This window comes from Acinetobacter lactucae, from assembly GCF_001605885.1.
In the GTDB taxonomy this organism is placed as follows: domain Bacteria; phylum Pseudomonadota; class Gammaproteobacteria; order Pseudomonadales; family Moraxellaceae; genus Acinetobacter; species Acinetobacter lactucae.
In genome coordinates, this window is sequence record NZ_LRPE01000037.1 from 107152 (window position 1) to 131394 (window position 24243).

21 protein-coding genes are annotated in these 24243 nt (G+C 37.5%); 13 read left to right on the plus strand and 8 right to left on the minus strand.

The features are described 5' to 3' along the window. Nucleotides 1–201 precede the first annotated feature (201 nt). Nucleotides 202–1905 carry a M61 family metallopeptidase gene (locus tag AWW73_RS14485; RefSeq protein WP_061875474.1) on the minus strand — a complete coding sequence of 568 codons (1704 nt, stop codon included), beginning with the start codon at nt 1903–1905 and terminating at the stop codon, nt 202–204. A gap of 170 nt (nt 1906–2075) precedes the next feature. Between AWW73_RS14485 and AWW73_RS14490 the strand changes: the two genes are divergently transcribed. From AWW73_RS14490 to AWW73_RS14530, 9 genes are all read left to right on the plus strand, one after another. Further along, a complete protein-coding gene (locus AWW73_RS14490) occupies nt 2076–3395 on the plus strand; it encodes a D-alanyl-D-alanine carboxypeptidase PBP6B (protein ID WP_061875473.1) in 1320 nt (439 codons plus the stop codon). 98 nt (nt 3396–3493) lie between these two features. Continuing rightward, nucleotides 3494–4780: an NAD(P)/FAD-dependent oxidoreductase gene (locus tag AWW73_RS14495; protein ID WP_062850005.1), complete on the plus strand. Its 1287-nt coding sequence runs from the start codon at nt 3494–3496 to the stop codon at nt 4778–4780. Between the two features lie 135 nt (nt 4781–4915). Further along, nucleotides 4916–5398 (plus strand): FKBP-type peptidyl-prolyl cis-trans isomerase, encoded by a 483-nt coding sequence (locus AWW73_RS14500; RefSeq protein WP_002118581.1) that lies wholly within the window; start codon nt 4916–4918, stop codon nt 5396–5398. Between the two features lie 118 nt (nt 5399–5516). Then, nucleotides 5517–6959: a cryptochrome/photolyase family protein gene (locus AWW73_RS14505; RefSeq protein ID WP_062850006.1), complete on the plus strand. Its 1443-nt coding sequence runs from the start codon at nt 5517–5519 to the stop codon at nt 6957–6959. 194 nt (nt 6960–7153) lie between these two features. Then, entirely contained in the window at nt 7154–7903 is a 750-nt protein-coding gene (locus tag AWW73_RS14510; protein WP_057105750.1) for a hypothetical protein, read from the plus strand. Further along, nucleotides 7903–8799 carry a hypothetical protein gene (locus AWW73_RS14515; protein ID WP_062850007.1) on the plus strand — a complete coding sequence of 299 codons (897 nt, stop codon included), beginning with the start codon at nt 7903–7905 and terminating at the stop codon, nt 8797–8799. Before AWW73_RS14510 ends, AWW73_RS14515 begins: the two co-directional genes overlap by 1 nt. Next, nucleotides 8786–10036, plus strand: coding sequence for a glycosyltransferase family 2 protein (locus AWW73_RS14520; protein ID WP_016146089.1), 1251 nt, complete (start codon nt 8786–8788; stop codon nt 10034–10036). Before AWW73_RS14515 ends, AWW73_RS14520 begins: the two co-directional genes overlap by 14 nt. Further along, nucleotides 10037–11881 (plus strand): hypothetical protein, encoded by a 1845-nt coding sequence (locus AWW73_RS14525; protein ID WP_062850008.1) that lies wholly within the window; start codon nt 10037–10039, stop codon nt 11879–11881. Further along, entirely contained in the window at nt 11859–12776 is a 918-nt protein-coding gene (locus AWW73_RS14530; protein WP_062850009.1) for an alpha-amylase family protein, read from the plus strand. The genes AWW73_RS14525 and AWW73_RS14530 overlap by 23 nt, the downstream gene beginning before the upstream one ends. Here AWW73_RS14530 and wecB read toward each other — a convergent pair. Together wecB and AWW73_RS14540 are read right to left on the minus strand one after the other, a co-directional pair. Then, a complete protein-coding gene (gene wecB, locus AWW73_RS14535) occupies nt 12761–13903 on the minus strand; it encodes a non-hydrolyzing UDP-N-acetylglucosamine 2-epimerase (protein ID WP_062850010.1) in 1143 nt (380 codons plus the stop codon). The genes AWW73_RS14530 and wecB overlap by 16 nt on opposite strands. Nucleotide 13904: 1 nt before the next feature. Then, complete coding sequence (locus AWW73_RS14540; protein ID WP_062850011.1) at nt 13905–15122, minus strand: tetratricopeptide repeat protein; 1218 nt, start codon at nt 15120–15122, stop codon at nt 13905–13907. Between the two features lie 266 nt (nt 15123–15388). Here AWW73_RS14540 and AWW73_RS14545 point away from each other — a divergent pair, with 266 nt between their 5' ends. Next, complete coding sequence (locus AWW73_RS14545) at nt 15389–16090, plus strand: VIT1/CCC1 transporter family protein (protein ID WP_062850012.1); 702 nt, start codon at nt 15389–15391, stop codon at nt 16088–16090. 117 nt (nt 16091–16207) lie between these two features. Further along, nucleotides 16208–17254, plus strand: a complete 1047-nt coding sequence (locus AWW73_RS14550) for an NAD(P)H-dependent flavin oxidoreductase (RefSeq protein ID WP_062850013.1) — start codon at nt 16208–16210, stop codon at nt 17252–17254. A gap of 36 nt (nt 17255–17290) precedes the next feature. Here AWW73_RS14550 and dusB read toward each other — a convergent pair whose 3' ends face one another. After that, nucleotides 17291–18316, minus strand: a complete 1026-nt coding sequence (dusB, locus tag AWW73_RS14555; protein WP_016146096.1) for a tRNA dihydrouridine synthase DusB — start codon at nt 18314–18316, stop codon at nt 17291–17293. An 83-nt stretch (nt 18317–18399) separates the two neighbouring features. Here dusB and AWW73_RS14560 point away from each other — a divergent pair, with 83 nt between their 5' ends. Beyond that, nucleotides 18400–19608: a DUF1615 family protein gene (locus AWW73_RS14560; protein WP_031949037.1), complete on the plus strand. Its 1209-nt coding sequence runs from the start codon at nt 18400–18402 to the stop codon at nt 19606–19608. Next, on the plus strand, nt 19575–20231 hold the full coding sequence (locus tag AWW73_RS14565) for an HAD-IB family hydrolase (RefSeq protein ID WP_016146098.1): 657 nt from the start codon (nt 19575–19577) through the stop codon (nt 20229–20231). Before AWW73_RS14560 ends, AWW73_RS14565 begins: the two co-directional genes overlap by 34 nt. Before the next feature lie 25 nt (nt 20232–20256). Here AWW73_RS14565 and proB read toward each other — a convergent pair whose 3' ends face one another. From proB to AWW73_RS14585, 4 genes are all read right to left on the minus strand, one after another. Then, complete coding sequence (gene proB, locus AWW73_RS14570) at nt 20257–21390, minus strand: glutamate 5-kinase (protein ID WP_031949038.1); 1134 nt, start codon at nt 21388–21390, stop codon at nt 20257–20259. Nucleotides 21391–21405: 15 nt separating this feature from the next. After that, nucleotides 21406–22626: an Obg family GTPase CgtA gene (gene cgtA, locus AWW73_RS14575; protein WP_062850014.1), complete on the minus strand. Its 1221-nt coding sequence runs from the start codon at nt 22624–22626 to the stop codon at nt 21406–21408. 180 nt (nt 22627–22806) lie between these two features. Next, nucleotides 22807–23481 carry a hypothetical protein gene (locus AWW73_RS14580; protein WP_062850015.1) on the minus strand — a complete coding sequence of 225 codons (675 nt, stop codon included), beginning with the start codon at nt 23479–23481 and terminating at the stop codon, nt 22807–22809. Between the two features lie 11 nt (nt 23482–23492). Then, nucleotides 23493–24218, minus strand: coding sequence for a hypothetical protein (locus tag AWW73_RS14585; protein ID WP_016146102.1), 726 nt, complete (start codon nt 24216–24218; stop codon nt 23493–23495). Between the last annotated feature and the right edge of the window lie 25 nt (nt 24219–24243).

Consider the following 24243-nt stretch of genomic DNA (forward strand, 5'->3'; position numbering starts at 1 on the left):
AGTAATACACACAGCTTTACCAACCTTCTAGGTATAGAACAGTCTTAAATTACATGAGATATCTTTCAGAGTTCTGACAATTATTATACTTTTCATTCAAAACAAACTCAAAGATAACGCGTCTTACTATTTCTTAATACCATTAAAAAAGAAAAACCGATGTGCAAAACATCGGTTTTTTATAAACTATTTAACTATTATTTAAGCTTTTAACCATTTTTCGGTTTTGGCCTGATCTTCAATGACAAGTTCAACTTCAGTTAAATCAGATGTAGCACACCCAACGTCAAAAGATAGTAACTCATCGCGGCGGAAAGCGAACACTGTATAAGTACCACCCTGCTTTGCATACTTCTCAACAAGTTTAGTGGTCGCTTTTAACCCATCAATTGCAATAATTACATCATTAGCAGAAATACCTGCTTTAGCTGCTGCGCCATCACGACGAGCACTTTGTACGAGTACACCTTCTGGCTTATCAACAAGTTTTAAACCTAGTGGCAAAGATTTGTCAGTTTTAACTCTATAACTTAAGCCAAACTCAGGGAACAATTGATCAAGTGGTAACTCATCAGTGGTATTAATCAAATGATTAATTTGTTCAATCCAGCTATCACCCGTCAGTTCTTTACATAAATCAAAAATGGTTCTTTCATTTACTTGCATACCATTTTGGGTATTTTCATATAACCGACGCATTAAAGCATCAAGACTAGAACCACGTAGACGTAAACCTAAATCTAAACATAACGCAACTAACGAACCTTTATTGTAGTAACTGGTGCCCGCATTATTCGAGTTTTCATCTTGACGATAAAATTTAATCCACGCATCAAAACTTGACTCTGCAACTGTTTGAACAAAACGGCCAGGATTTTGCAAATAACGGTCAATTTGTGCTTTGAGTAAATCAAGATAAGACTTCTGTGAAATCACGCCGCTACGTAATAAAATCAAGTCATCATAATATGAAGTAAAGCCTTCAAATATCCAAAGTAAAGAGGTATAGCCTTCTTGATGCAAGTTATAGTTTGCAAAGTTTTCTGGACGGATAAACTTGACTAACCATGAATGAAAATATTCATGACTACATAAACCTAAAAAACGTTGATAGTCTTTAGAAGGTTCAGTTGGCTCATTCGACTTTGGCAAATCGTCACGTGGTGTAATCAAGCTTGTGCTATTGCAATGCTCTAATCCGCCATAACTATTACCTGTTGCCATGGTCATAAAGGTATAGTTTTTAAATGGTGCTGAACCGAACATATTTATTTCAGCTGCACAAATTTTTTCAATATCGGCTTTTAGACGATCAATATTAGTATTATGCGAACCAGAAATTACGAACTCATGTTCAATACCGTTCGTCTCAAAACTAAAGCGTGTTTGATCAGCCAATTCAAATGGACTATCAATCAACTGATCGTAATGATCTGCTTTTAAAGTAAATCGACCTTTAACTAAGCTTTTTGAAGCTAAGCCCGTTGCTAATTGAAAATGTTTTAATTCATCTGGCAAGAAAACTTCGACTTCACAAGCAGATTGCTCCTGCCCTTCTAAAGCCAAACATACACATGCTGGATTAATATATAGACGAGTCTGGTCGACATACGCACCACGTACCGACAAATCATATGCATACACATCATATTCAATCGTCATTAGCTCATGATCTGTATTAAATAAACGCCAGCGATTCTTGCTCGTTTTTTTAATGTCTAGCAAACGACCAGCTTCATCATAAGCTTTAACGGATTCAATATGTTTTGAGAACTCTCGAATTAGATAACTACCCGGAATCCACGTTGGTAACCAAAGTTCCTGATTTGGATTGGCTAAAAAACGAATTGTCACGTGAACAAGGTGTTGTTTGTAATCATCGAACTCAATTTGATAATGCAACATAAATTCTTCAATTTAAAATAAGAACGGCTTCACATTAGATTATCACTTTTTTGTATCGTCTTGCGTAGATGTATTTTTTGGCAACAATTCCCACTAGCCTTCCATGAAAAAAAGGCATAGCATGCTGTGCATCTGTGTCCCGTATTTGCCAGTGAAAGTTAAGGTCATCCGTGAAATTTTTTCTATCTCTTTTTACCCTCTTTAGTATTTTTTGTACTACCCTAACCAATGCTGCATTACTCAATATTGCACCTGAAAGTGTTGAAGCTGCTGCATGGACTATTGTAGATACTCAATCGGGTCAAATTATTGCTGAGCATAATAGCCATGTACAACGTGCACCAGCATCTTTAACCAAAATGATGGTTGCCTACATTGCCTTAAAAGAGATTAAAGCCGGCAAACTGAAAAAAGAAGAAATCATTACTGCGACTCCTGTTGTAAGTGTTGTGCAGTGGGATGAATCACAAATGTATCTTAAAGCTGGTGAACAAATTTCAGTTGATCAGTTATTGGCAGGTTTAATTGTGATGTCTGCTAATGATGCAGCCGTGACTTTAGCTGAAAAAATTTCTGGTGATGTTCCACGCTTTGTACAACGTATGAATCAGGAAGCTCAAGCTTTGGGTATGAAGGATACTCATTTTAGTAATCCTGCCGGAATCACGATGCCTGATCATTTCACTACAGCACACGACCTTAGTTTATTAAGTCAGGCTGTAATTAAGCAGACCCCTGAATATTTACATTATTCAAAAATGCCAAGCTTTAGCTATAACCAACGTTTCCACCACGCGACTAACCTTGCTTTGAAATATGATCCATCTGTAGATGGCTTAAAAACGGGATATACCAAAGCAGCAGGTTATAACTTGGCTTTAACAGCTTCACGTCCTTCATTCTCATCTGACTTAACTCAAAGACGTTTATTGGTCATTGTTTTAGGTACGCCAAGTGCAGTAAAACGCGCTGAGATTGCAGACAAGTTAATGAATCTTGCTTATGCCTATACACGTGATGAAGTGATTATTCCTGAGCAAAAATTAATTGCAGAGCTACCTGTTGTAAAATCGACTTTAAAAATGTTTAAGGTTGAAACGAAGCAACCGACCATTGTAACGACTTCTTTATATGCAGACCCAGCACCAATTGACTTAAATAATTTCGACAATGTGACTCAACGCGTCCAAGTTCTCGACAGCAACATGCAACCAAAGATTATTGCACCGCTCGAAACGACCCAAACTCGTGTAAACATTGAGCTCAACGAAAAACAATTAACTGCACCATTAATGAAAGTTGTAAGTTTGGCAACAGTATCAATTTATCAAAATAATCAACTGATCCGTAGTCTTCAAATCGAAGATAACGTACATATTGAAGAAGCCAATATTTTCCAAAAAATCGCAATGTGGTTTTCTAGCCTCTTCTCTATTTTTTCATCAAGTGAACATAGCGCGGCAAAACTCTACCCTGTAGATTCGCACTAAAAACATCAAATTGTGCACAGACGCACAATAAATTTTATAAATAAAAGATGGCATAATTCAGCCATCTTTTTTTATAGAAAAATAATTAGGTGGAAAAAATGACCCAAAATTTACATCATATTGTCATTGTTGGTGGTGGCGCTGGTGGTTTAGAACTGGCGACACAACTCGGTGAAACTTTTGGGAAAAACCATAAAGCGAAGATTACACTGGTTGACCAAAACCTTACCCATATTTGGAAACCTTTGCTTCACGAAATTGCTGCTGGCTCTTTAAATCCTCACGAAGAACAAACTAACTATTTTGCGCACTCAGAAAAACATCATTATGAATTTGTGCTCGGAACATTAGTTGGAATCAATAAAGATAAAAAATTAATTGAGTTAATTGCCCCTCAAGTGTCTAAGGATCAACAGACTCATTCGCAAGAGCTAAGTTATGACACACTTATTTTAGCACTTGGTTCAGTATCAAATGACTTTAATACCACTGGTGTCCGTGAAAACTGCCATTTCCTCGATAGCAGAAAACAAGCCGATGTTTTCCAGCAAGATTTATTACATCTCTATATTGAAGCGCAAAATCAACCTAATCAACGAACCTTAAATATTGGAATTGTTGGTGCTGGAGCAACAGGCGTAGAGCTTGCAGCTGAGTTAATTGAAACAACCAAAAACTTTTATCGATATGGTTTAAAGAAGATTCATCCAAACCAAGTCAAAATCACACTAATTGAAGCTTCTGAACGTATTTTACCTGCTTTAAGTGATAAAACTGCCGACCACAGTGCCGAGCAACTCAAAAAAATGGGTGTTGAAATTTTAACTCAACACCGTGTTGAAAAAATTGATGAACATTGCATCTACTTTAGTAATGGTAACCAACTCAAAAGTGATATTACCGTTTGGGCAGCAGGCGTAAAAGCACCTAAAGTACTAGAAAGTTTTACAGACTTTAAACGCGATAACATTAACCGTTTAATGGTGCATGCAACCTTGCAAACTTATTCCGACCCAAATGTATTTGCGTTTGGTGACTGTGCTCATTGCCAACTTGATGCAAGACATCCTCCACTTGGCCCACGTGCTCAAGTTGCAAGCCAACAAGCGAGTTTTTTAGTCGATGCTATGGCTGCTCGACTAAATGGCCGATCACAACCTATGTTTACCTTTAACGACAAAGGTTCACTCGTGTCTTTAAGTCGTCATAAAGCCGTTGGAGAATTACTTGGGGATGTAAGCGTGCAAGGCTATATTGCGAAAACAATGTATGTTTCTTTATATCGTTTACATCAAGCAACAATTCACGGATATACTCAAGCTGGACTACTCACAATGAAAGATTTACTTACAAGACGTGTACGTCCAAAAATTAAGCTGTATTAAGTTGAATTTTTTAAGTTCGTCCCTATTTATATAAAAACGCATCAGAAAAAGTGCCAAAGATTAAGATTTTGTAGTCTACAAAATTTATTTTTCACTTTATGATGTACGCTTCAATTGATTGAATGGATCAAAAACATGACTGCTATTGCAAATAACCACGTGGTTTCATTCCACTACAAATTAACAAACGCTGAGGGTGAAACACTTGATCAATCTCAAGGTGAACCACTTGCCTATTTGCACGGTGCAGGCAATATCATTCCTGGTTTAGAAAATGCATTAACAGGTAAAACTGTTGGCGAAAAATTTACTGTTAACGTTCCAGCTGCTGAAGGTTATGGCGAATACAACCCAGACCTAGTTCAAGAAGTTCCAGCTCAAATGTTCCAAGGTGTTGAGAACATTCAACCTGGTATGCAATTCCAAGCTCAAACAGATGACGGCGTACAGATCGTTACTGTTAAAGCGGTTGAAGGCGACAACGTTGTTGTTGATGCTAACTTCCCACTTGCTGGTCAAGATTTAACTTTTGAAGTTGAAATCGTAGAAATCCGTGATGCTTCTCAAGAAGAATTAGATCACGGTCACGTACACGGTGCTGGTGGTCATCACCACTAATTCATCTTTAAAGATGATAAAAGCAAAGCTTCGGCTTTGCTTTTTTTATGTCTTTATTTTTATATAATATTTTGATAATAATTCTTTAACTCATTTCACTCTATAAAGGCCAATTTTCATGTCAAACGTAAATCAGCTAATTTGGTTTCGTCAAGATTTGAGAGTTCGAGACCATGCTGCTTTATGGCATGCCTCTCAACAAGGACCTTGTATTGGATTAATTATTTTATCGCCTGAACAATGGAAAATTCATCACGATGCACCTATAAAAATTAATTTCTATTTGCGTCAACTTCAACAGCTCAAAAAAGAACTAGAACAACTTAATATTCCCCTTATTATCCAAGTCATTCCTTTTTGGAAAGATATCGCTAATCATATTGGTGAACTTAGCACTCAACTTAATATTGAAAATGTCTATTCAAATATAGAAATCGGTGTTAATGAATTAAAAAGAGATAAAACTGTACAAGAAGTTTTAAACCAGCAAGCTAAAGAGCTCTTTTTATTCCATGACCGTACGATTTTTCCTTTACGCTCGATTCGCACTCAGTCACAACAGCCCTATCAGGTTTTCGGTGCATTCAAAAAAGCCTGTTATTCAAAATTGGATATCAGTGGTTTACCTCAATGCTATCCGATTCCTGAAAAACAAAATGACTACCCCACTTCTTTTTCAGAAATAAGCAGCTTAACTTTAGAAGATATCGAAGCGTTTTTTGACTCATCTGATCCTAAAGAGCAAGATGATTTATGGCCAGTTGGAGAAGATTTTGCACTAGAGCAGCTCGATGTATTTATTAAAGATCATTTATCTAATTATAAATTAGAACGTGACTTTCCAAATGTAAAAGGTACTAGCCAACTTTCCCCTTATCTGAACATCGGAGTTTTATCTATTCGTCAATGTTTACAAGCTCTTTTTAGGGATGAACATGGTAACTTTCATTTGACAAATGAAGGGCAGCAAACATGGTTAGATGAACTGCTTTGGCGAGAATTTTATCAGCATATTTTATTTGATTTCCCTCATGTTTCTAAACATATTCCATTTAAAAAGAATACTCAGAAAATCAAGTGGAATCATAATCCAGAACATCTAACGGCATGGCAAACTGGCCAGACGGGTATACCGATTATTGATGCTGGAATGCGTCAACTTTTAGAAACTGGATGGATGCATAATCGTGTTCGCATGATTACTGCCATGTTTTTATGTAAAAACTTGCTTATCGATTGGAGAATAGGTGAACAATGGTTTATGGAGCATTTAATAGATGGTGATTTAGCAGCAAATAATGGAGGTTGGCAATGGTGCGCTTCTACGGGAACAGATGCTGTACCTTACTTTAGAATTTTTAATCCTATTGCTCAATCAAAGAAATTCGATCCAGATGGAGACTATATTCGTCAATGGGTTAAAGAATTAGCTCATTTAGACAATAAAACCATTCATGAGCCCTACTCGACCAAAACGAATACTCACTTAAATTATCCAAAACCAATAGTTGATTTAAAGGAAACTCGCCTTAAGGCTATTGAAACTTTCAAGAGTATTTAGATAAGAGTTGCGTCTTATCTGTTTATTTTTAATTAAAAAATAATAACAATATTTGACTAAATGGTGACTTTGATCTACAAATAACCATAATAGCTACTTAAAAAGGTCATAAACAACAATAACTTCGCAATGTCTCACATTTAGTAATAAAAGTATAAAAAAATTAACATTACAAGAAGGTAGCCATAGGTCGCATGCAACACCAACAAAAGAACCCTGGAAGAACACTCGTCTTATGGATTATCGCAGCTCATCTATTTATGGGCATAGTGGCCTATGAGTGGTTGCCTGTAAGTTTTAGAGGAAGCTGGATCTTTATTCTTATTCTTTTAATCTCCGGGGCTTTTTTACAAGTCGGTGCATCTTTAATCGTTGGTTTAATTGCGTTCGTAGGCGTTGCAGTATATTTCTTACTCGATTTAGGAGCTCAAACTCATATTGAGAGGCAGCTCCTTTTACTTTTCATTATTCCCCTCATTCCACTTTTTCTCAGTGCTATACGCCACAATATTGAAATTAATGTTCAAAAATATCGCGATATTCAAAGTTATGACCGGAATTATCGCCGTGATATTTTCCCGCTCAGCGCACTCAAATATTTTCAACGTAGCTTCTTTAAGCTTCTTGATCATCATCACATACAAGACTATGAAGTCTTTGAAATTAGAATTCTCAACCGAAGCTTAATTAAAGAAATGTTAGGCGATGATGTTTGGAAAACCACGCAAAATGAGATGATCAAAATTTTAAGCCAACATCATCCACAAGAAATTGTTTTCCAGTTTGCTGATGATGATCTTGAAAATATATACAGTATTGTAATTCGCAAGCAGAAAACGGATGAAGATCCAGATTTCATTAAAAAGCTAAAAGAAATTATGACCTTGCGGCTTGAAGTAGAATACAAAATTATTCAAATTCCACCTGAAGAGGAGATGACTTAATGTCTAATCTCTTTAATATCTGTGGAATTATTATTGCATCTAGCCAGTATCCTGATGCCACGTTACAACAGTTTTATCAGCAATATTATCATTGTGAAATTAAAGCAGAACAAACTAAAACAGAAGTTCAAAGTACAGATGACCTTTCCATGTTTTTCCCCTATCAAGATACATGGTGGCCTGTTTTTACAATTGACCAAATCAGTTCAGATAGTTTCCAACAGCTAATTCATAAAGGAATAAAGCCCGGCATTATATTACCGGATGAAGTTTTCAGCTTTTCTCATTATTTCTTGCTTAAAGAAGCAGTCAGCCAAGGTGCTATTCCGATTGCACTTTTTAAACCTGAGCAACCTCAATATTTTGCAGCCAAAGCGACATTTTCGACTGCAATTGGCTTACGGCCACTGGCTGCTTTTGTAAGCAAAGGTTGGGATGAAAATTTAATTTCACAACCTGCGGGTAGTTATCTCATTCAATTTAATCCGTCACAGCTTCCTCTACCTTCTAGAGAAATTAAGCAAAAACAGCATTTATTTTATTCAGTTAAAAGTTTTAATGGCCATATTTCGGGTTATGAAATTATTGTTAATCCTCCTACAGATCTATCGGTAACAAATATTCGATACCCTCAACTCGGCATTTCTTGGAGGTTTAATAAGATTAATTATGTAAGTACGCCTGAAGAAGTAGAGACGAGCCTGATTGGCTACATTTTCATTGCATTAAGTACGGTTGTAGTTCCACTTGATCTTATTTTAACGAGTAATTATCCAAACCTTCTCGGTACATTTGGCAGCTATATTTCTTGGTTTTCACTGGTAGTCGGACTAATTTTATTGTTGTTACTCATCTCGTCTATTATCAGGAGGGTCCGAAAAAATGGCTCCAATTGATATTCTTTTCTTATTTGGCTTTTTGGGAATTTGGATTCCACAGGCGTTTTGGGCGTGGCTAAGTTATCAAGCTTGGAAATATTCAAAGACAGCAGAAAAAGAGTTACAAAACCTTCCTATACCAGAGAGATGGCCCGTTTTGAGTGTCTTGATCCCTGCCTATAATGAGGGCGTTGTGATTGAAGATACTTTGCATGCAATTGCTCAACAAGATTATCCAGCCGAAGCATATGAAGTGTTACTGATTAATGATGGGTCAAAGGATAACACACTAGAAATTGCTGAGAATTTGGCACAAATTTATCCTTGTATAAAAATTGTCAATGTTCCTAAAGGCATGGGCGGCAAAGGTAAATCTAGAACACTTAATAATGGCTTACCTCATGCTAGAGGCGAATTGATTGTTGTCTATGATGCGGACAGTACGCCTGAACCCGATTGTGTCCGCTTGCTCGCTCAAACCTTGCTTGCCGATAAAAAATTAGTGGCTGTCAATGGAAAAGTAAGAACGCGTAATTGGCAAGACAGTATTTTGACCCGATTTATCGCAATCGAATTCATTTTTTTCCAATGGATTTTCCAAGGCGGTCGTTGGCAACGTTTTGAATTATCCACATTAATGGGTACAAACTATGTCATTTGGCGTGATGCTTTAGAAACCTTAGGTGGCTTTGATGAAAAGTCATTGGTTGATGATACAGAAATGAGTTTTAGGATTTTTATCGGCCAAAAACGAATTAAATGGGTACCCTATGCGATTGGTTGGCAACAAGATCCACCCTCTTTAAGTGTATTTGTTAAACAGCGCTCACGTTGGACTCAGGGTAACTTTTATGTAACTCGTAAATATTTACCCGTAGCATTAAGAACGCCTTTTCCTATCGGAATTGAAATTCTAAATAACATTATGTGCTACATACTTTTTGTACCCGCTTTATTCTGGAGTCATATCACTTTAACTCTCGGGTTACTGGATATTGCAGGTATTTCAGTTCCAGGGCCATTTACCACCTTGTGGGGGCTCTCATTTTGCCTATATGTCGCACAAATGTGGTTTACCCTTTCACTCGAAAAAGTCAAACCAGAACTCTACTTTTACTCTGTTATATCTTATGTAAGTTACTCACAAATCTTTCTTTTTATTGTATTTAAAGCCGCATATGACATGCTTAAAAATAAAATTCAGGGTAATTCCCTTCAATGGTATAAAACGGAACGTAGCAAGGAGAAAAAATAAATGAAAAAGACTTTTGATATTTATAAAACAGCTCAAGTGCTCCTTGCCAGCACCAGTCTTATGCTCGCCATGTCTACTCATGCCTACACATGGAAATTAGATGATATTAGTACCTCAACTAAATATACGGTGGAGCCTCATTTTTTCTATATTGGCAAAGGTGCTCAGTGGCAAAACATTCAATTTTCAAGTGATTACTCAACGGAAAGTGATACAACTTTACTCGTAAAATATGATGATAAACTCATTTATAACACTACGCTAAGTGGTGATGGGCAACTCAAATTTGACATCCCGGTAAGTCAGAGTGGCTTTCATCGTTTAGATTTTATTATTCAACAATATGCGAAACCCACTACGCTGAATCAAACCAAACAAACATTCTGTACAGAAGATATTGATCACTTAACTTATTTAAGTAATTCCCAAATCGACTTTACACCTATTCGCAATGAATACCGGTTAAAAGATTTACCAGATGCTTTATATAACCCACAAGCGAGAAGGCCCACCCCATTTGTTGGCATTTTAAAATATAACCGTAAAGAGATTATAGAAGCGTCCATGCTCGCTAGATTAGCAAGTTCATGGACCTCAATAACCCCTGTTGAATGGGTCGATTCAGGACAAATCAATTTAAATCCTGAAACCAACTTTATTATTGAAGTGATTCGCTCACCGACGCCATTAAAAGGCGGAGCATTAGTACAAATCACGAAACCTGTAGACGGTGTGCCTACTCTATCGATTACTTACCATTCCCAACAAGATTTAACGAGTGCAATAAATGGACTAATTAATCCTTCTTATGTACAACAATTGAGTACAGGAAACGCAATTTTTCCAAATACGATATCCAATCCCACTTGGGCTCAATTTAAAAAAATTAATACACTTGCCGATTTAGGTATTGAAGATTTCAGATTAAATCACGCTGAAAAAAACTTATATCTTGATTTTCCTTCGGTATGGCAACCAACCGATATTTTACAAGGACAAATTGCACTTCGTATCCAAAGTGGTCTATTAGAAGGTTCTAATATTACGGCTTGGATTGATGGTGGGCTTGCAGGAAGTATGAAAACAGCGGATCTTGCTTCCGATCCAGTAAACCGTCAGTTCAATATTTTTGCAAAAACCATTTCTAATACGACAAATTTTAGTCTAAAGCTAGAGAACTCAATCATTGCTAATTCACAGTGTTTACCCACTGCTCATGGTTCGCTCTGGATTGATACAGCCAAGTCTACTGTAAAGCTACCTCATAAACTCAAAAATGGCGTAGCTGCAATTTCAATGACTTTAGCAACGACTCCGACTATTGCGATTGATGATCAATCTGGTGCATTAAATATCGCGATTGTATTAGGTCAAACAGCGAAAAAAATGCTTTTAACCCAAGCACCAATGCCTCTCAACCTAGTTCGTTATTCGCCTAGTGCACCTCAATCTATAAATGTTCGCGTAAATAAAGATATTTATCAACAACAGGTATTAATGCATCAGGATATTATTTATGCACCTGCGGCCCAAAATGGTTTCATTGTCAGTTATAACAATAATCGCTTTGATGTGATTACTGACTCACAAGGCGGTGCACAAGCTTTCATGCATCTTTGGGAAAAGATACAGCATAAAATTCCAAACAACGTGACAAAAATGCTAGTTTCAGAAAATGGGAATATCTATGTTTTACAAAAACTCATTGTCGGAAATCAAAAGGCACCTTTAGTCCAACAATCTTCTTTCTTCTTACTAGTTGTGATTATCTCTGCAATTATGATAATAATTATCTTCTTGTGGTACTGGTTAAGACGAAATAATGAAAAAACAGATACCAATTAAAATAGCTGCATTTATTATTTTAATTATATGTAGTGTTGTCGTATATGCGGGGCTTTTCACACATCAAGGTCAAGCCCCTCATATTGAAGGAATTTTCTGGCAGCCCGACAATAATACAACGCCACCTGAGGGAAATTGGCACTACTTGGGTGTCGATACATTTGTTCCCCAATGGTCTGTGGTTGAATCTAAATCGTGGTGGAAAGAATCAAATTTTCCTCAATGGGAAAAAGCAATTAATTTAGAAAAAATCAAACAAGAGCCATGGGCAAAAAACGTTATATTGGGCCTGGCAGGTGAATATAATGAACCTAAAGCTCGAGCTAATGTTATTGAGTTAGGTGAAAAATCTACCCAAATTATAAAAGAACAAGAAATAGCACCTAAAGGTTATTACTTTCCGGTAGAAGCTGATCCAACTTGGCTACGAGTCAGTGCTTTAGGTCAAGTGTTGTCTAAACTTCCTTCACCAGTCTGGGTAAGTATTTATAGTGGCGAAAGTGAGCCTGAAAATTATGATTTGTGGGTTAAAAGCTGGCTACCTGACCATACTGGAGTTTTTTTTCAAGATGGCGTTGGTGTTGGTGTTCGCTCACCTAAACAAGCCAAACATATTTTGGAACAACTTGAACATAAACTTGGAAAAGACAAAGTAATTATAGTGTTAGAAGCTTTTAGGGTAAAAAAGAATGGGCAATTTAGAGCCGCATATCCTTGGGAAATTATTTCTCAGCTAAAAGCATATGAAGGCAAAACTGTTTATATTTTTGATGGTCCTCATTACATGAGCCGCTGGTGCGTTAATATTGTGAGCTTATGGTACCGTCTCACTTATGGTGATAACAAAGCCATAAGTGAGAAAAAATCCTTAAATCATAATTATGCCAATTCATAAGATTTAGCAATTTGATCGAGAATACGTTGAGCAGCTTGCCCATCACCAAATGGGTTTTCTACATGTGCCATTTTCTCATAGTGCTGTTGGTCAGTGAGTAGCTTTTCAGCTTCTTGAATAATTTTTTGTTGGTTTGTCCCCACTAAAACACCTGCTCCAACTTCAACAACTTCAGGCCGCTCTGTAGTATCTCGTAAGATTAAAACTGGCTTATTAAATGATGGGCTTTCTTCTTGTAAACCACCCGAATCTGTCAAAATAAAAGTAGATCGGTCTATGACTGCCAATAAACTAGGATAGTCTAATGGTTTAACAAGATGGATCTGCGAATGATCTTTAAACTTATCATGAACCACATTATGTACGGCTGGGTTTAAATGCACTGGCCAAATAAAATGTAAATCAGGATGATCTTGAGCTAGATGCTCAACCGCATTGCAAATATTTTGAATTCCACCGCCAAAGTTTTCACGACGATGGGCAGTAATGAGTACAACTTTGTCATCTTGCTTTAGTTGAATTCCATAAGGTTCAAGCTGGTTCTTCAAATCAGATTTTTCGGAAATTAACTTACGTCCTAAATACACCGCATCAACGACTGTATTGCCTGTAACAGTAATGAGTTCCTGTGGAATTTGTTCATTGAGTAAATTTCTTTTTGATTGTTCAGTCGGAGCAAAATGCCATTTGGTAATACGTGAAACTAACTGACGATTGCCCTCTTCGGGAAAAGGATGATCTAAATCATAAGAACGTAAACCAGCTTCAACATGTGCAACAGGAACTTTCATTGAAAAAGCTACCAAGCCAGCGGCCAAAACAGTTGTTGTGTCCCCCTGAATAACAATTGCATCTCTTTTTTGTCCATCAGTGTATACACTCTCGATTTGGCTCAAACCATGAATTAATAGCTGGTTTAAACTTTGTCCCGCATTCATAATTTTAAGACGGTGGTCAATTTCAACCCCAAAGAAATCTATCGCATCTCTTACTAGTTCGTCATGTTGCCCAGTAAAAATCACCTCAACTTGAAAGCGAGGATCTTGTTTTGCCAATAAAATAACAGGAGCAAGTTTGATTAATTCAGGACGAGTTCCAAATACAATAGATATAAAAACTTTCTTCATTTTAAAAATCCTTATAAAAAACGAGTTCTACTCGAGTATTGTTGTAATGATCTTTCGTATTTACTGGCACATCTTTAAAGTAATTGCCATATAATCGTTCTACACGTAATTTTATAGGTTGATAATTAAAAGGCTGCCATGAAATACCTGGACCATATTCAAATAAATTATTGTAATATTCATCTTTAGTATCAGCTAAACCATGTAATTTCAAATAAGCCTGTACAGTGCCCGCTTCTCCTTTATAGACATTCAAACCCGTGCGTAATCTCAAATCACCAATAACGTTATAATCTTCTCTAGAATAAGTTGCTGCATTGCCATATAAATCAGTGAAGTAATCATTAAAGCAAAGTGACTGATTACAACTATTTTGAGAATACCACTCTTGATAACCTGTCACTCCACCGACAACACTTTCACGAAATTTATCTCTATTTCGATCAATCAAATCGTAACTTCCCCCCACTTCTAAATACATGCGCACTGGTATAGAAGTCCAAGGCTGATAATTAGCGCCCACACCTAGAGTTACTGCATTTTCATCAATAATTTCAGGTCGTACACCGCCCTGAGATTGAGTATCGCGGTTTAAATTTAAAAAGCCATACACCTGTGCTCGGCCATTATCGAGGTTCTTACCATAACGGGCTTTAAGTGGGAAAATTACATCGTCATAACGTGACTCATATGAAGGCGCAAAATAAACATCTCGGAAATAAGTCTTGACTTCCCCTCCACTTAGATTTTTTACAGCCTGTGTCGCTTTAGTGGCAATATCAGCATCTTTTGATTGTGTAAGCTCCTTAAAAACCACTAAAGCCTCTTTATTATTTTTTTGAGAATTGAGCAAATAGGCTTCTTGTAATTTTAAATTATCATCTGCTGGGTCCAATGCCTCTGCTTTTCTTAAACTTTGTAAAGCTGCTTCTTGTTTCCCCATCCTAATCTGCAAATAAGTTAGACTTTTCCAGACTTTAATATCTTGTGGTGTCATCTCTCCAAGTTCTAATAATAACTTCTCGGCATTTTCAGGTTGAGTTTTCTCAATTTTATAAAATTGGTCCCATTTATCATAAATCGGATTACCCGGTTTATAGTCTTGATTCACAATCTCTTGCGCAAATGTAGTCTCAATACTTAACAGGCTTAAAGCTGGACAGATCGAACCAATAACGATAAAAGAACGGGTTAGAGATTTTATTGTTTTGCTATTCATTGAGACCTCTAGAGTAAAGTGAATAGAATGTTTGCGTAGAAATAAAATTAAAATTTAATCAATAAGTATTATAATTAAACTTATAAATTACACTGTTTAAGTCTGTAGAAGGATTCCATAAGTCGTTCATTTTATCTCCTTTTATATTATGTTTTAGAAAGTACTTATCTGATTGTTTTTCCTATAATGACACATTTTTTAATCGTTTTATTGTAAATAATCTTATAGGATAAGATAAAAATTTATAACTACAAATAGGGGAAAATATGTCCTTTTCTCAACATCCAGAACATCATTTTATTCATCGCTCAGGTTGGTTAAGGGCAGCCGTATTAGGTGCTAATGATGGAATTATTTCCGTTACTAGCCTAATTATGGGAATGGCTGCAAGTGGGGCCACTGCTCATACGCTTCTTATTACTTGTATTGCTGGTTTAATTTCCGGTGCAACTTCTATGGCTGCCGGAGAGTATATTTCTGTAAAATCACAAGAAGATATTGAAAAAGCAAACTTAAAGTTTGAGGCACAAGAACTCAAAAAGCATCCGCAACGTGAACTGGATGAACTCACTCAAATTTATATAGCCAGAGGTTTAGAACCTGTTTTAGCTCAACAAGTTGCTACACAGCTTACAAACCACGATGCCTTGGGCGCTCACGCACGCGATGAAATTGGCATTCATGAAAATACCGCAGCAAATCCTATCCAAGCCGCGTTAGCTTCAGCTGGCTCATTTTCATTTGGGGCATTGTTTCCTATGCTGGCTATTTTACTCAGCCCGGAAGTTTGGATCGAAAAAACCGTCTTAATATTCGGCATTATTTCATTGGCTTTTTTAGGAGCGCTATCAAGTCATTTTGCGGGCACTTCTAAGCTTAAAGGAAGTTTACGTATTACCTTGTGGGGAATTTTAGCGATGGCTTTTTCAAGCTGGATTGGGTCTTTATTTCATGTTACTCCACTTTAAAAAATCAGAACTTATTAATATTGAAGAACTAAATATTTAAAAACTAAATGCCCAATATTATTTGCGCTTGGTTCTGATTTCACGTTATGGTGAACACAAAGAAATGAGGTGAATAAAATGACCCTATTACAACAACTTGAAATTAAACATCCGATTTTTCTTGCGCCTATGGCAGGTGTATCTACACCTGAACTTGCAGCAGAAGTTTCTAATCAGGGTGGTTTTGGGTCCTTAGGTTTAGGTGCAAATACGGCGCAAAGTGCACGTGAACAGATTTTAAAAACTCAAACACTTACAGAAAAATCATTTCAGGTTAATTTTTTCTGCCATCACCCCGAACAACTAAATTCTCAAACCTCAACACAATGGATTGAATATTTACGTCCACAATTTGAAAAGTTTGGAGAACAACCTCCTCAAAACTTAAACTGTATTTATCCAAGTTTTCTTGATAACGATGATTTTCTAAATGTGGTATTAGAAACCAAACCTAAAGCTGTCAGTTTTCATTTTGGAATTCCCCATCCCGATCAAATTCAGGCATTAAAAGATGCTGGAATTATCACTATGGTGTCTGCTACCAATTTAGTTGAAGCTCAAGCCATTGAAGCGGCTGGTATTGATATTATTATTGCTCAAGGTATTGAAGCAGGCGGCCATCGTGGAATCTTTAATAAGACCTTTGATGCAGCAATTAAAACAAGTGATTTAGTACATCTGATTGTCCAACATTGCAAACGCCCTGTGGTAGCTGCTGGTGGAATTATGAACGGAGCACAAGCACGGCATATGTTGAGCTTAGGAGCTACTGCTGTTCAACTCGGAACTGCTTTCGTTCAATGTCCATCTTCAAATGCATCTGCCGAATATCGTAAAGCTTTATTTAATGAGTCTGTGACGCAAATCAGCGCCAGTCTTTCTGGACGTCCTGCACGTGGCCTGCTCAACCATTGGCATACTCAAATTGATTTACCTGATCGCCCTCCTCAACCAGAATATCCATATACCTATGATTTGGCCAAGCAACTCAATGCAATTGCAAGCAAGAATAAAGACTATGGCTTCGGTGCTTTTTGGGCAGGTAGTAATGTTTCGCAAATAAGAGAGCTAGATGCTGCTGATCTGGTTAACCAGTTAGTCGTAGAAATGTTAGAAGATGAGTAAATCTAAAAAAGCCAGTAACCGTATACTGGCTTTTATTTAATGAGTTTCTAGTAAATTAACTTGCTCAACTTGTACATCACTCATCAAATTTCCTTCAGCCAATAGCTGATTAAAATAGTTTTCGACTACTACTGCTTGTTCAGCAGTACTTTCAACTTTATACATATTTTGGCGGAATTCGTTACTTGAACGTAATCCTTTGGTGTACCAAGCAATGTGTTTACGAGCAATACGGCATCCAGAATATTCACCATAAAATTGATAAAGTTCTGATAAATGCCCAAGTAATACCTGTTTCACCTCTTCAATATTAGGTGCAGCTAAGTACTCTCCAGTTTTTAAATAATGAGCAATTTCACGGAAAATCCATGGTCGGCCTTGAGCAGCACGACCAATCATGATTGCATCAGCTCCAGTGTAATCCAGTACATATTTCGCTTTTTCAGGACTATCAATATCACCGTTCGCAATAAGTGGAATATTGATTAATTCTTTAACATGTTTGATTAAATCATAGCGTGCCGTATTTAAATACATATCTTCACGGGTACGGCCATGTAACGCTAGCGCAGCAATTCCTGCTTCTTCTGCTCTCTTTGCGACTCTTAAAATATTTTCTTGACCATTTAAAAAGCCCAAACGGGTTTTTAAAGTCACAGGAACATCAACAGCTGCGACAACCGCATCAAGAATTCGCGCCACCAAGTCTTCATCTTGTAATAATGCTGAGCCGGCAAGTTTGTTACATACTTTCTTGGCCGGACATCCCATATTAATATCAACAATTTGTGCGCCATTTGCGACTTGATAACGTGCAGCCTCTGCTAACTGTTCAGGATCAGAACCTGCAATTTGAGCAGAGATTGGGGCGAGTTCACCATCAAAATTTGCACGGTAGAGGCTCTTCTTGCTCATCCGCAAAGTTTTATCGGCAGTCATCATTTCACTGACGGCATGGCCGGCACCAAAATACTTGCAGAGTGTTCTAAATGGACGGTCAGTGACTCCGGCCATAGGAGCAACAATTAAATTATTTGACAGTTGATAGGGACCAATATACATATATATTCATACAATTGATGATCAACATAGTATACTTCATCCGCTTAATCGGCTCATCTTTTTATGCAGGTGCTTTCCTCGCCATGAACAAACCGTTGTCTTCCCGTTTTTTATTAAAATCATTCGGCATGGCTGCCGTATGCATGAGTTTAGCTGCTTGTGGTGATAAAGCTTGGTGGTCAAACAATGATGAGCCTGAACTAGAAAGCCAACAGATTAAACGTCTAATCCCATCGCGTGTGAATGATCGTGAGTCTTGGGCTAATGATATCGATGATATTATGCAAGATTTAGATGTACCTAAAACTAAAAAAAATGTATGCAGCATTATTGCCGTGGTGGATCAAGAGTCGAATTTTGTAGCAGATCCACAAGTCCCTGGGCTAGGCACAAAAGCAGTTCAAGAAGTAAATACTCGTTTACAAGAAAAATTCGAAGCAAAACTGGGTCAAAAAATTGGTGGTACAGTTGCAGGCTATTTTGAAGAAGTTCTTAAAACCCAGCCATCACCAGACGACAATTATATGAGTCGTATGCGTAAAGTTAAAACTGAGAAAGAGCTCGATTTACTTTATCGTGAAATTTTCGATTTTATGGCTAAGCATTATCATGTCAGTGCTTTAACAGGCGCTGCTAAACTAGTTGGGCAAGATATTGGCGAAAAAATGAACCCTATTACGACTTTAGGTTCTATGCAAGTGCATATTAATTATGCCAAAGCCAATAAACGCTCTAGCATGAATATCGCAGAACTTCGTAATGATTTATACACCCAATATGGCGGTTTATATTACGGTATTCATCGTTTAATGAGTTACCCAGCTAATTATGATAAGGCTATTTATCGTTTTGCTGATTATAATTCAGGTATGTATTCCAGCCGAAATTCAGCATTTCAGAGTATGTTGAATGATTTAACGGATGTTGAACTAGGATTAGATGGTGATTTACTTCTTTACACAAAAGATGGTGATGTACGATCAGCTCCAAGTCAATCTGAAAAAGAACTCATTACTGTATTTGCAAAAAATAATATTTTGGTTACCCCAAGACAAATTCGTGATGATCTTAAATTAGAAAAAGAGAAAAAGTTTGAAAGTACACAAACCTATATTGCCCTGACTAAACTTTATAAAGCTAAGACAGGTAAAGAACCTATCTATGCGATTATGCCCCAAGTAGTTATTTCTGGGCCAAAATTAAGTCGTGACTATAATACTAACTGGTTTGCAACCCGCGTAAACGGACGATATGAATCATGTATGCAAAGAGCGAAAAGAATAAGACTATAAATAATCTCGCCCTATTCGATTTTGATGGAACCTTGTGTAGTAAAGATAGTTTTACAGGGTTCATCTTTTATGCTTTATCTAAGCGTCACATTGTTAAGCAAGGCTTGAAAATTCTGCCATGGATTCAAGCCTACTATCTTAACTTTTATCCAGCTCATGCCATGCGTGCCAAGTTATTTCGCAGCATGTTTAAAGATACCCCTGCAATTGAATTACAAAGATTAGGTGAAGAATACGCCCAAGAGTTGGTTTCTGCACTTTCGCCTGAAATTTTCACTCAGTTACAACACCATCAGTTGCGTGGTGATCGAGTAGTATTAGTCTCGGCTTCAATTGATGTCTATCTTGCTCCACTTTGCAAGTTATTAGATATCGAGTTGATTTGTACCGAAACTCAAATTAAAAACGGCATGATGACGGGTTACTATTCCACTCCGGATTGTAGTAGTGAACAAAAGAAGTTAAGAATACATCAGCAATATACGCTACAACATTACCATCAGATTTATGCGTATGGTAATAGTTCAGAAGACCTAGACATGCTCAGTCTCGCCACACATCCCTATATGGTAGGTGAAGATCGTGATTTACCTCGCTTAACACCAGAAAAAAAGCTCGCATAAAGCGAGCTTTTTATTTGAATATAACTTAATAAATTGCCATATGATCACGATGAATCATTTCAAGTGAACGGGCTTCACCAAGCACTTGATAAACCTTATCAGAGGCTAAGCCTTTAATAATTTCAGCAGATCGCGAGCTAAAATTCACTCGACCCACTGCAATACGTTTACCTTGCTTATCGACACATTCAACCACATCACCACGATCAAAATGCCCTTCTACAGTCTTAACTCCAACAGGGAGCAAACTACGATGCTTCAATTTAATCGCTTCAACAGCACCATCATCAATCACAAGACGACCTGCTGTTTGTAAATGAGCAGCAAGCCACTGTTGATGAGCAGTCATGCGGTCTTTATCAGTAGTAAACAAAGTACCAAGCATCTCACCTGCCATCGCACGTGAAAGGACATTATCACTTTCACCACTCGCGATGAGCGTTGGGCAACCCGATTTAGCAGCTAAACGTGCAGCACGAACTTTAGTGACCATTCCACCACGCCCGAGTACACCACCACCACCAGCCATGTCGAATAAATCATCATCCATAGCACGAACGGTAGACATTAATTTAGCATCAGGATTATGACGTGGATCTGAGTCAAACATACCTTGCTGATCCGTTAAAATAATCAGCAATTCTGCGTGAACCTGACCTGCAACCATCGCAGCTAAGGTATCATTGTCACCAAACCGGATCTCATCGGTAGACACCGTGTCATTTTCATTAATGACCGGAATCACACGCCAATCAATCAAGTTTTGCAAAGCATCACACGAGTTCAGATAACGACGGCGATCTGCCAAATCATCATGAGTCAATAAAACCTGAGCAGTACGAATGCCATGATTTTCAAGCACACTAGACCAAGTATGAATTAAGCCCATCTGCCCAATTGCAGCACAGGCTTGTAGACTGGGTAGATCGGTGGGTCGACTCGCAAGCTTCATACGAACCATACCTTCTGCTACAGCTCCTGATGACACTAAAATAATTTCGTGTCCTGCATTGTGTAGATCTGCAATCTGTTTCGCCCAATGCGAAATAGCATCCAGATCTAAACCTTGCCCATTAGCTGTAAGTAAAGATGATCCGATTTTAACAACGATTCGTTTACACTCACTGAGCTGACGTTGCCCATCGACCACTTCTATCATGTTTCCCTCGGTTTTCTAGTCACGAACGTAGATGACTTCTACATCATTGTCGTCTTCATCATCGTCAAAATCGTCATCGTCGTCCATCATGCTTTCGAGACGTTGTGCTCGACGCATTGCACGATATGCTTCTTTTGCCGCAATGGTTTGTTCACGTGTTTCAACTTCTAGTTGTTCACGGAAAGCTCTTACTTCTGCTGCATATTCAGGATCTTCAACTTCGCGTTCGCGTTGTTGTTCAATCTGATCCATCAGGTAATACACAACTTCTTTTGTACCTTCGCTTAATAAGCCCGATGTTTTAAAGACAGGTCCAGTCCACTCTAGTTCATCTAGAATATGCTGACACCACTCTTCACGACTTTCTTCAACAATCTGATCAAGTTTATTGAGTACTAAAACAACAGGTAATTTCGCCAAAGTAGGTGAAAACTTAGCCAACTCGTTCATAATCGCTTTTGCATTATGTGCTGGATCTGAACCATCGATTGGTTGTACATCAATAATGTGTAAAAGAATACGAGTACGTGCCAAATGCTTAAGGAAGCGAATTCCTAAACCTGCACCCTCTGCCGCACCCTCGATTAATCCGGGAATATCGGCCATTACAAATGAACGATGGCGGTCAGCATCGACTACACCCAAGTTTGGAACCATGGTTGTAAATGGATAATCTGCTACTTTTGGTTTTGCAGCACTTACAGCACGAATGAAAGTAGATTTACCGGCATTTGGCATACCAAGCAAGCCAACATCTGCCAATACTTTTAATTCAAGACGAATTTCGCGGAACTCACCTTTTATACCAGTCGTACATTTACGCGGCGCGCGGTTAGTTGATGATTTAAAGTGAGTGTTACCTAAACCACCTTCACCACCACCAGCAACCAGAATTCTTTGGCCGTCTTCAACCAAATCGCCAATAATATCGCCTGAATCTGTATCAACAATTGTTGTACCAACGGGTACTTTTAAAACCACATCTTCACCACCACGTCCAGTACAGTTAGCACCTGCACCGTTTTTTCCACGCTCAGCACGGAATTTACGTGTGTAACGGTAATCGACTAGCGTACTTGTATCGTCATCAGCTTGAATATAAATACTTCCACCACGTCCGCCATCACCACCATCTGGGCCACCAAATGGTACAAATTTTTCACGGCGAAAACTGGCTACGCCATTGCCACCGTCGCCAGCCTCTACGGTAATGACTGCTTCATCAACAAAGCGCATCTGCCAATCCTCTAAAAACTCTAAAACCGCCTATTCTGCCATATTTTCATAAAATTCTCGAATATAAAATGGAACTATTCCATTTATAACGATCTGTTTTATCTTTAATCCACAAGATACTTTTGGATTTGCAAAAAGGATGCTTATAAAAAATAAAATTTAACCAATTTTATTTAATTATCAAGGATGCACATTGCGCAGAGGTAAAGTCATTTCCATATCAAGATTAGCTTTTGTTTTTGTCACAGAATTATACATGATGGCATTAAATGATGAGATATTCCCCATTTCCATAGGATCATTCACATCTAGGCTTGGTTTAAATTGATGTTTCACCGATAAATTTACAGGCTCATCGAATTCAAAATAAACAGGCCCATCAAAAACAATTTTAACGGGCACGGTATAACTACGTTTTAAATTAAAAGGGACATCCAACTTAATAGGAATATCTAATTTAAGTGGAAATTTTGGCAAGAATTTACTTTGATAAACCAAATCCGTAGTGGTTTCTAAAGGCATAACCTGATCAATTTTTAGAGTCGTTGAATAGTCAACACTTACTGTAATTGGTGTTTCTACAGCAAAATTTAAATCTGCCAAATATTTTCCTTTTAAAGGTAAAGTTAATTGACGGTCTATATCTAATGTTGTATCAAGTTTACCAATCGACTGAACTTGCAACGTATTGCCAACTTGTATCTTTGTTTCTAGCGAGTCAGGTAAACTAATATCGGCATTATGAGCCGAAACGACTAAATTTGCCTGAATGTTGAGATACACCCAAAACATAATAGCCGCAAGAATCATCATTAAAAAGAAACTGATTAACATACTCTTGAGTGAACGAAACATTAGCATCCGCCCTATTGATCAGCTGTCGTTTGAGATTTTTCTGAGCCTAATACTCGGTTTAATCGCATAGTGGACAGAGGAATTTTTAACTCACCATTTGCAATTTTAACAGGCAACGTATTTTTCACATCAACCGAAGCATCTAACGCTGTTTTGACAGGTACATTTAAATTCCCCTCAATTGGGATATTCGTATCTAATCTTGCTTTTAAAGGAATATGTAGATTTTCTTTTAATACTGTGCGTACCGGCGCATCAAATTTTAAATGAACGTTTTGCTCAAGCGGGACACTAATATCAATTGGCACATCAAGTTTTAATGGAATTGTTCCTTTCAATGGCAACGTAATATCACGTCCCAAAACTCTCACTTGAACCTTAGTATCAATTGGTAAGTTTTGCTCAACTTTTAAAGTTTCTTTGACAGGAATGGTTGTGCTAATCGGCACCATATTATCGAAGTAAACACGCGGAGTTAATGTTTGTGTTAATGGAATATTCAGTTGCTCATCAATTGGAATGCTGGCATTCACCCGCCCTTTTACATCCACATTTAAAGCATCTTGTACTTTAACTTTAACCTGTAGAGGTTCTTGCAAATCAATAGCAACAGCCTGATTTTTCAGTGGAATATAAATATTAAAATGTTTGAATACCCATATTGCAATCAGAACACCACATAAATTGGCAATAATGATGAATATAAAAACGACCAATAAACGTTTAAACTGCGACAATTCCTTTCCCTTACTATTTTCTTTT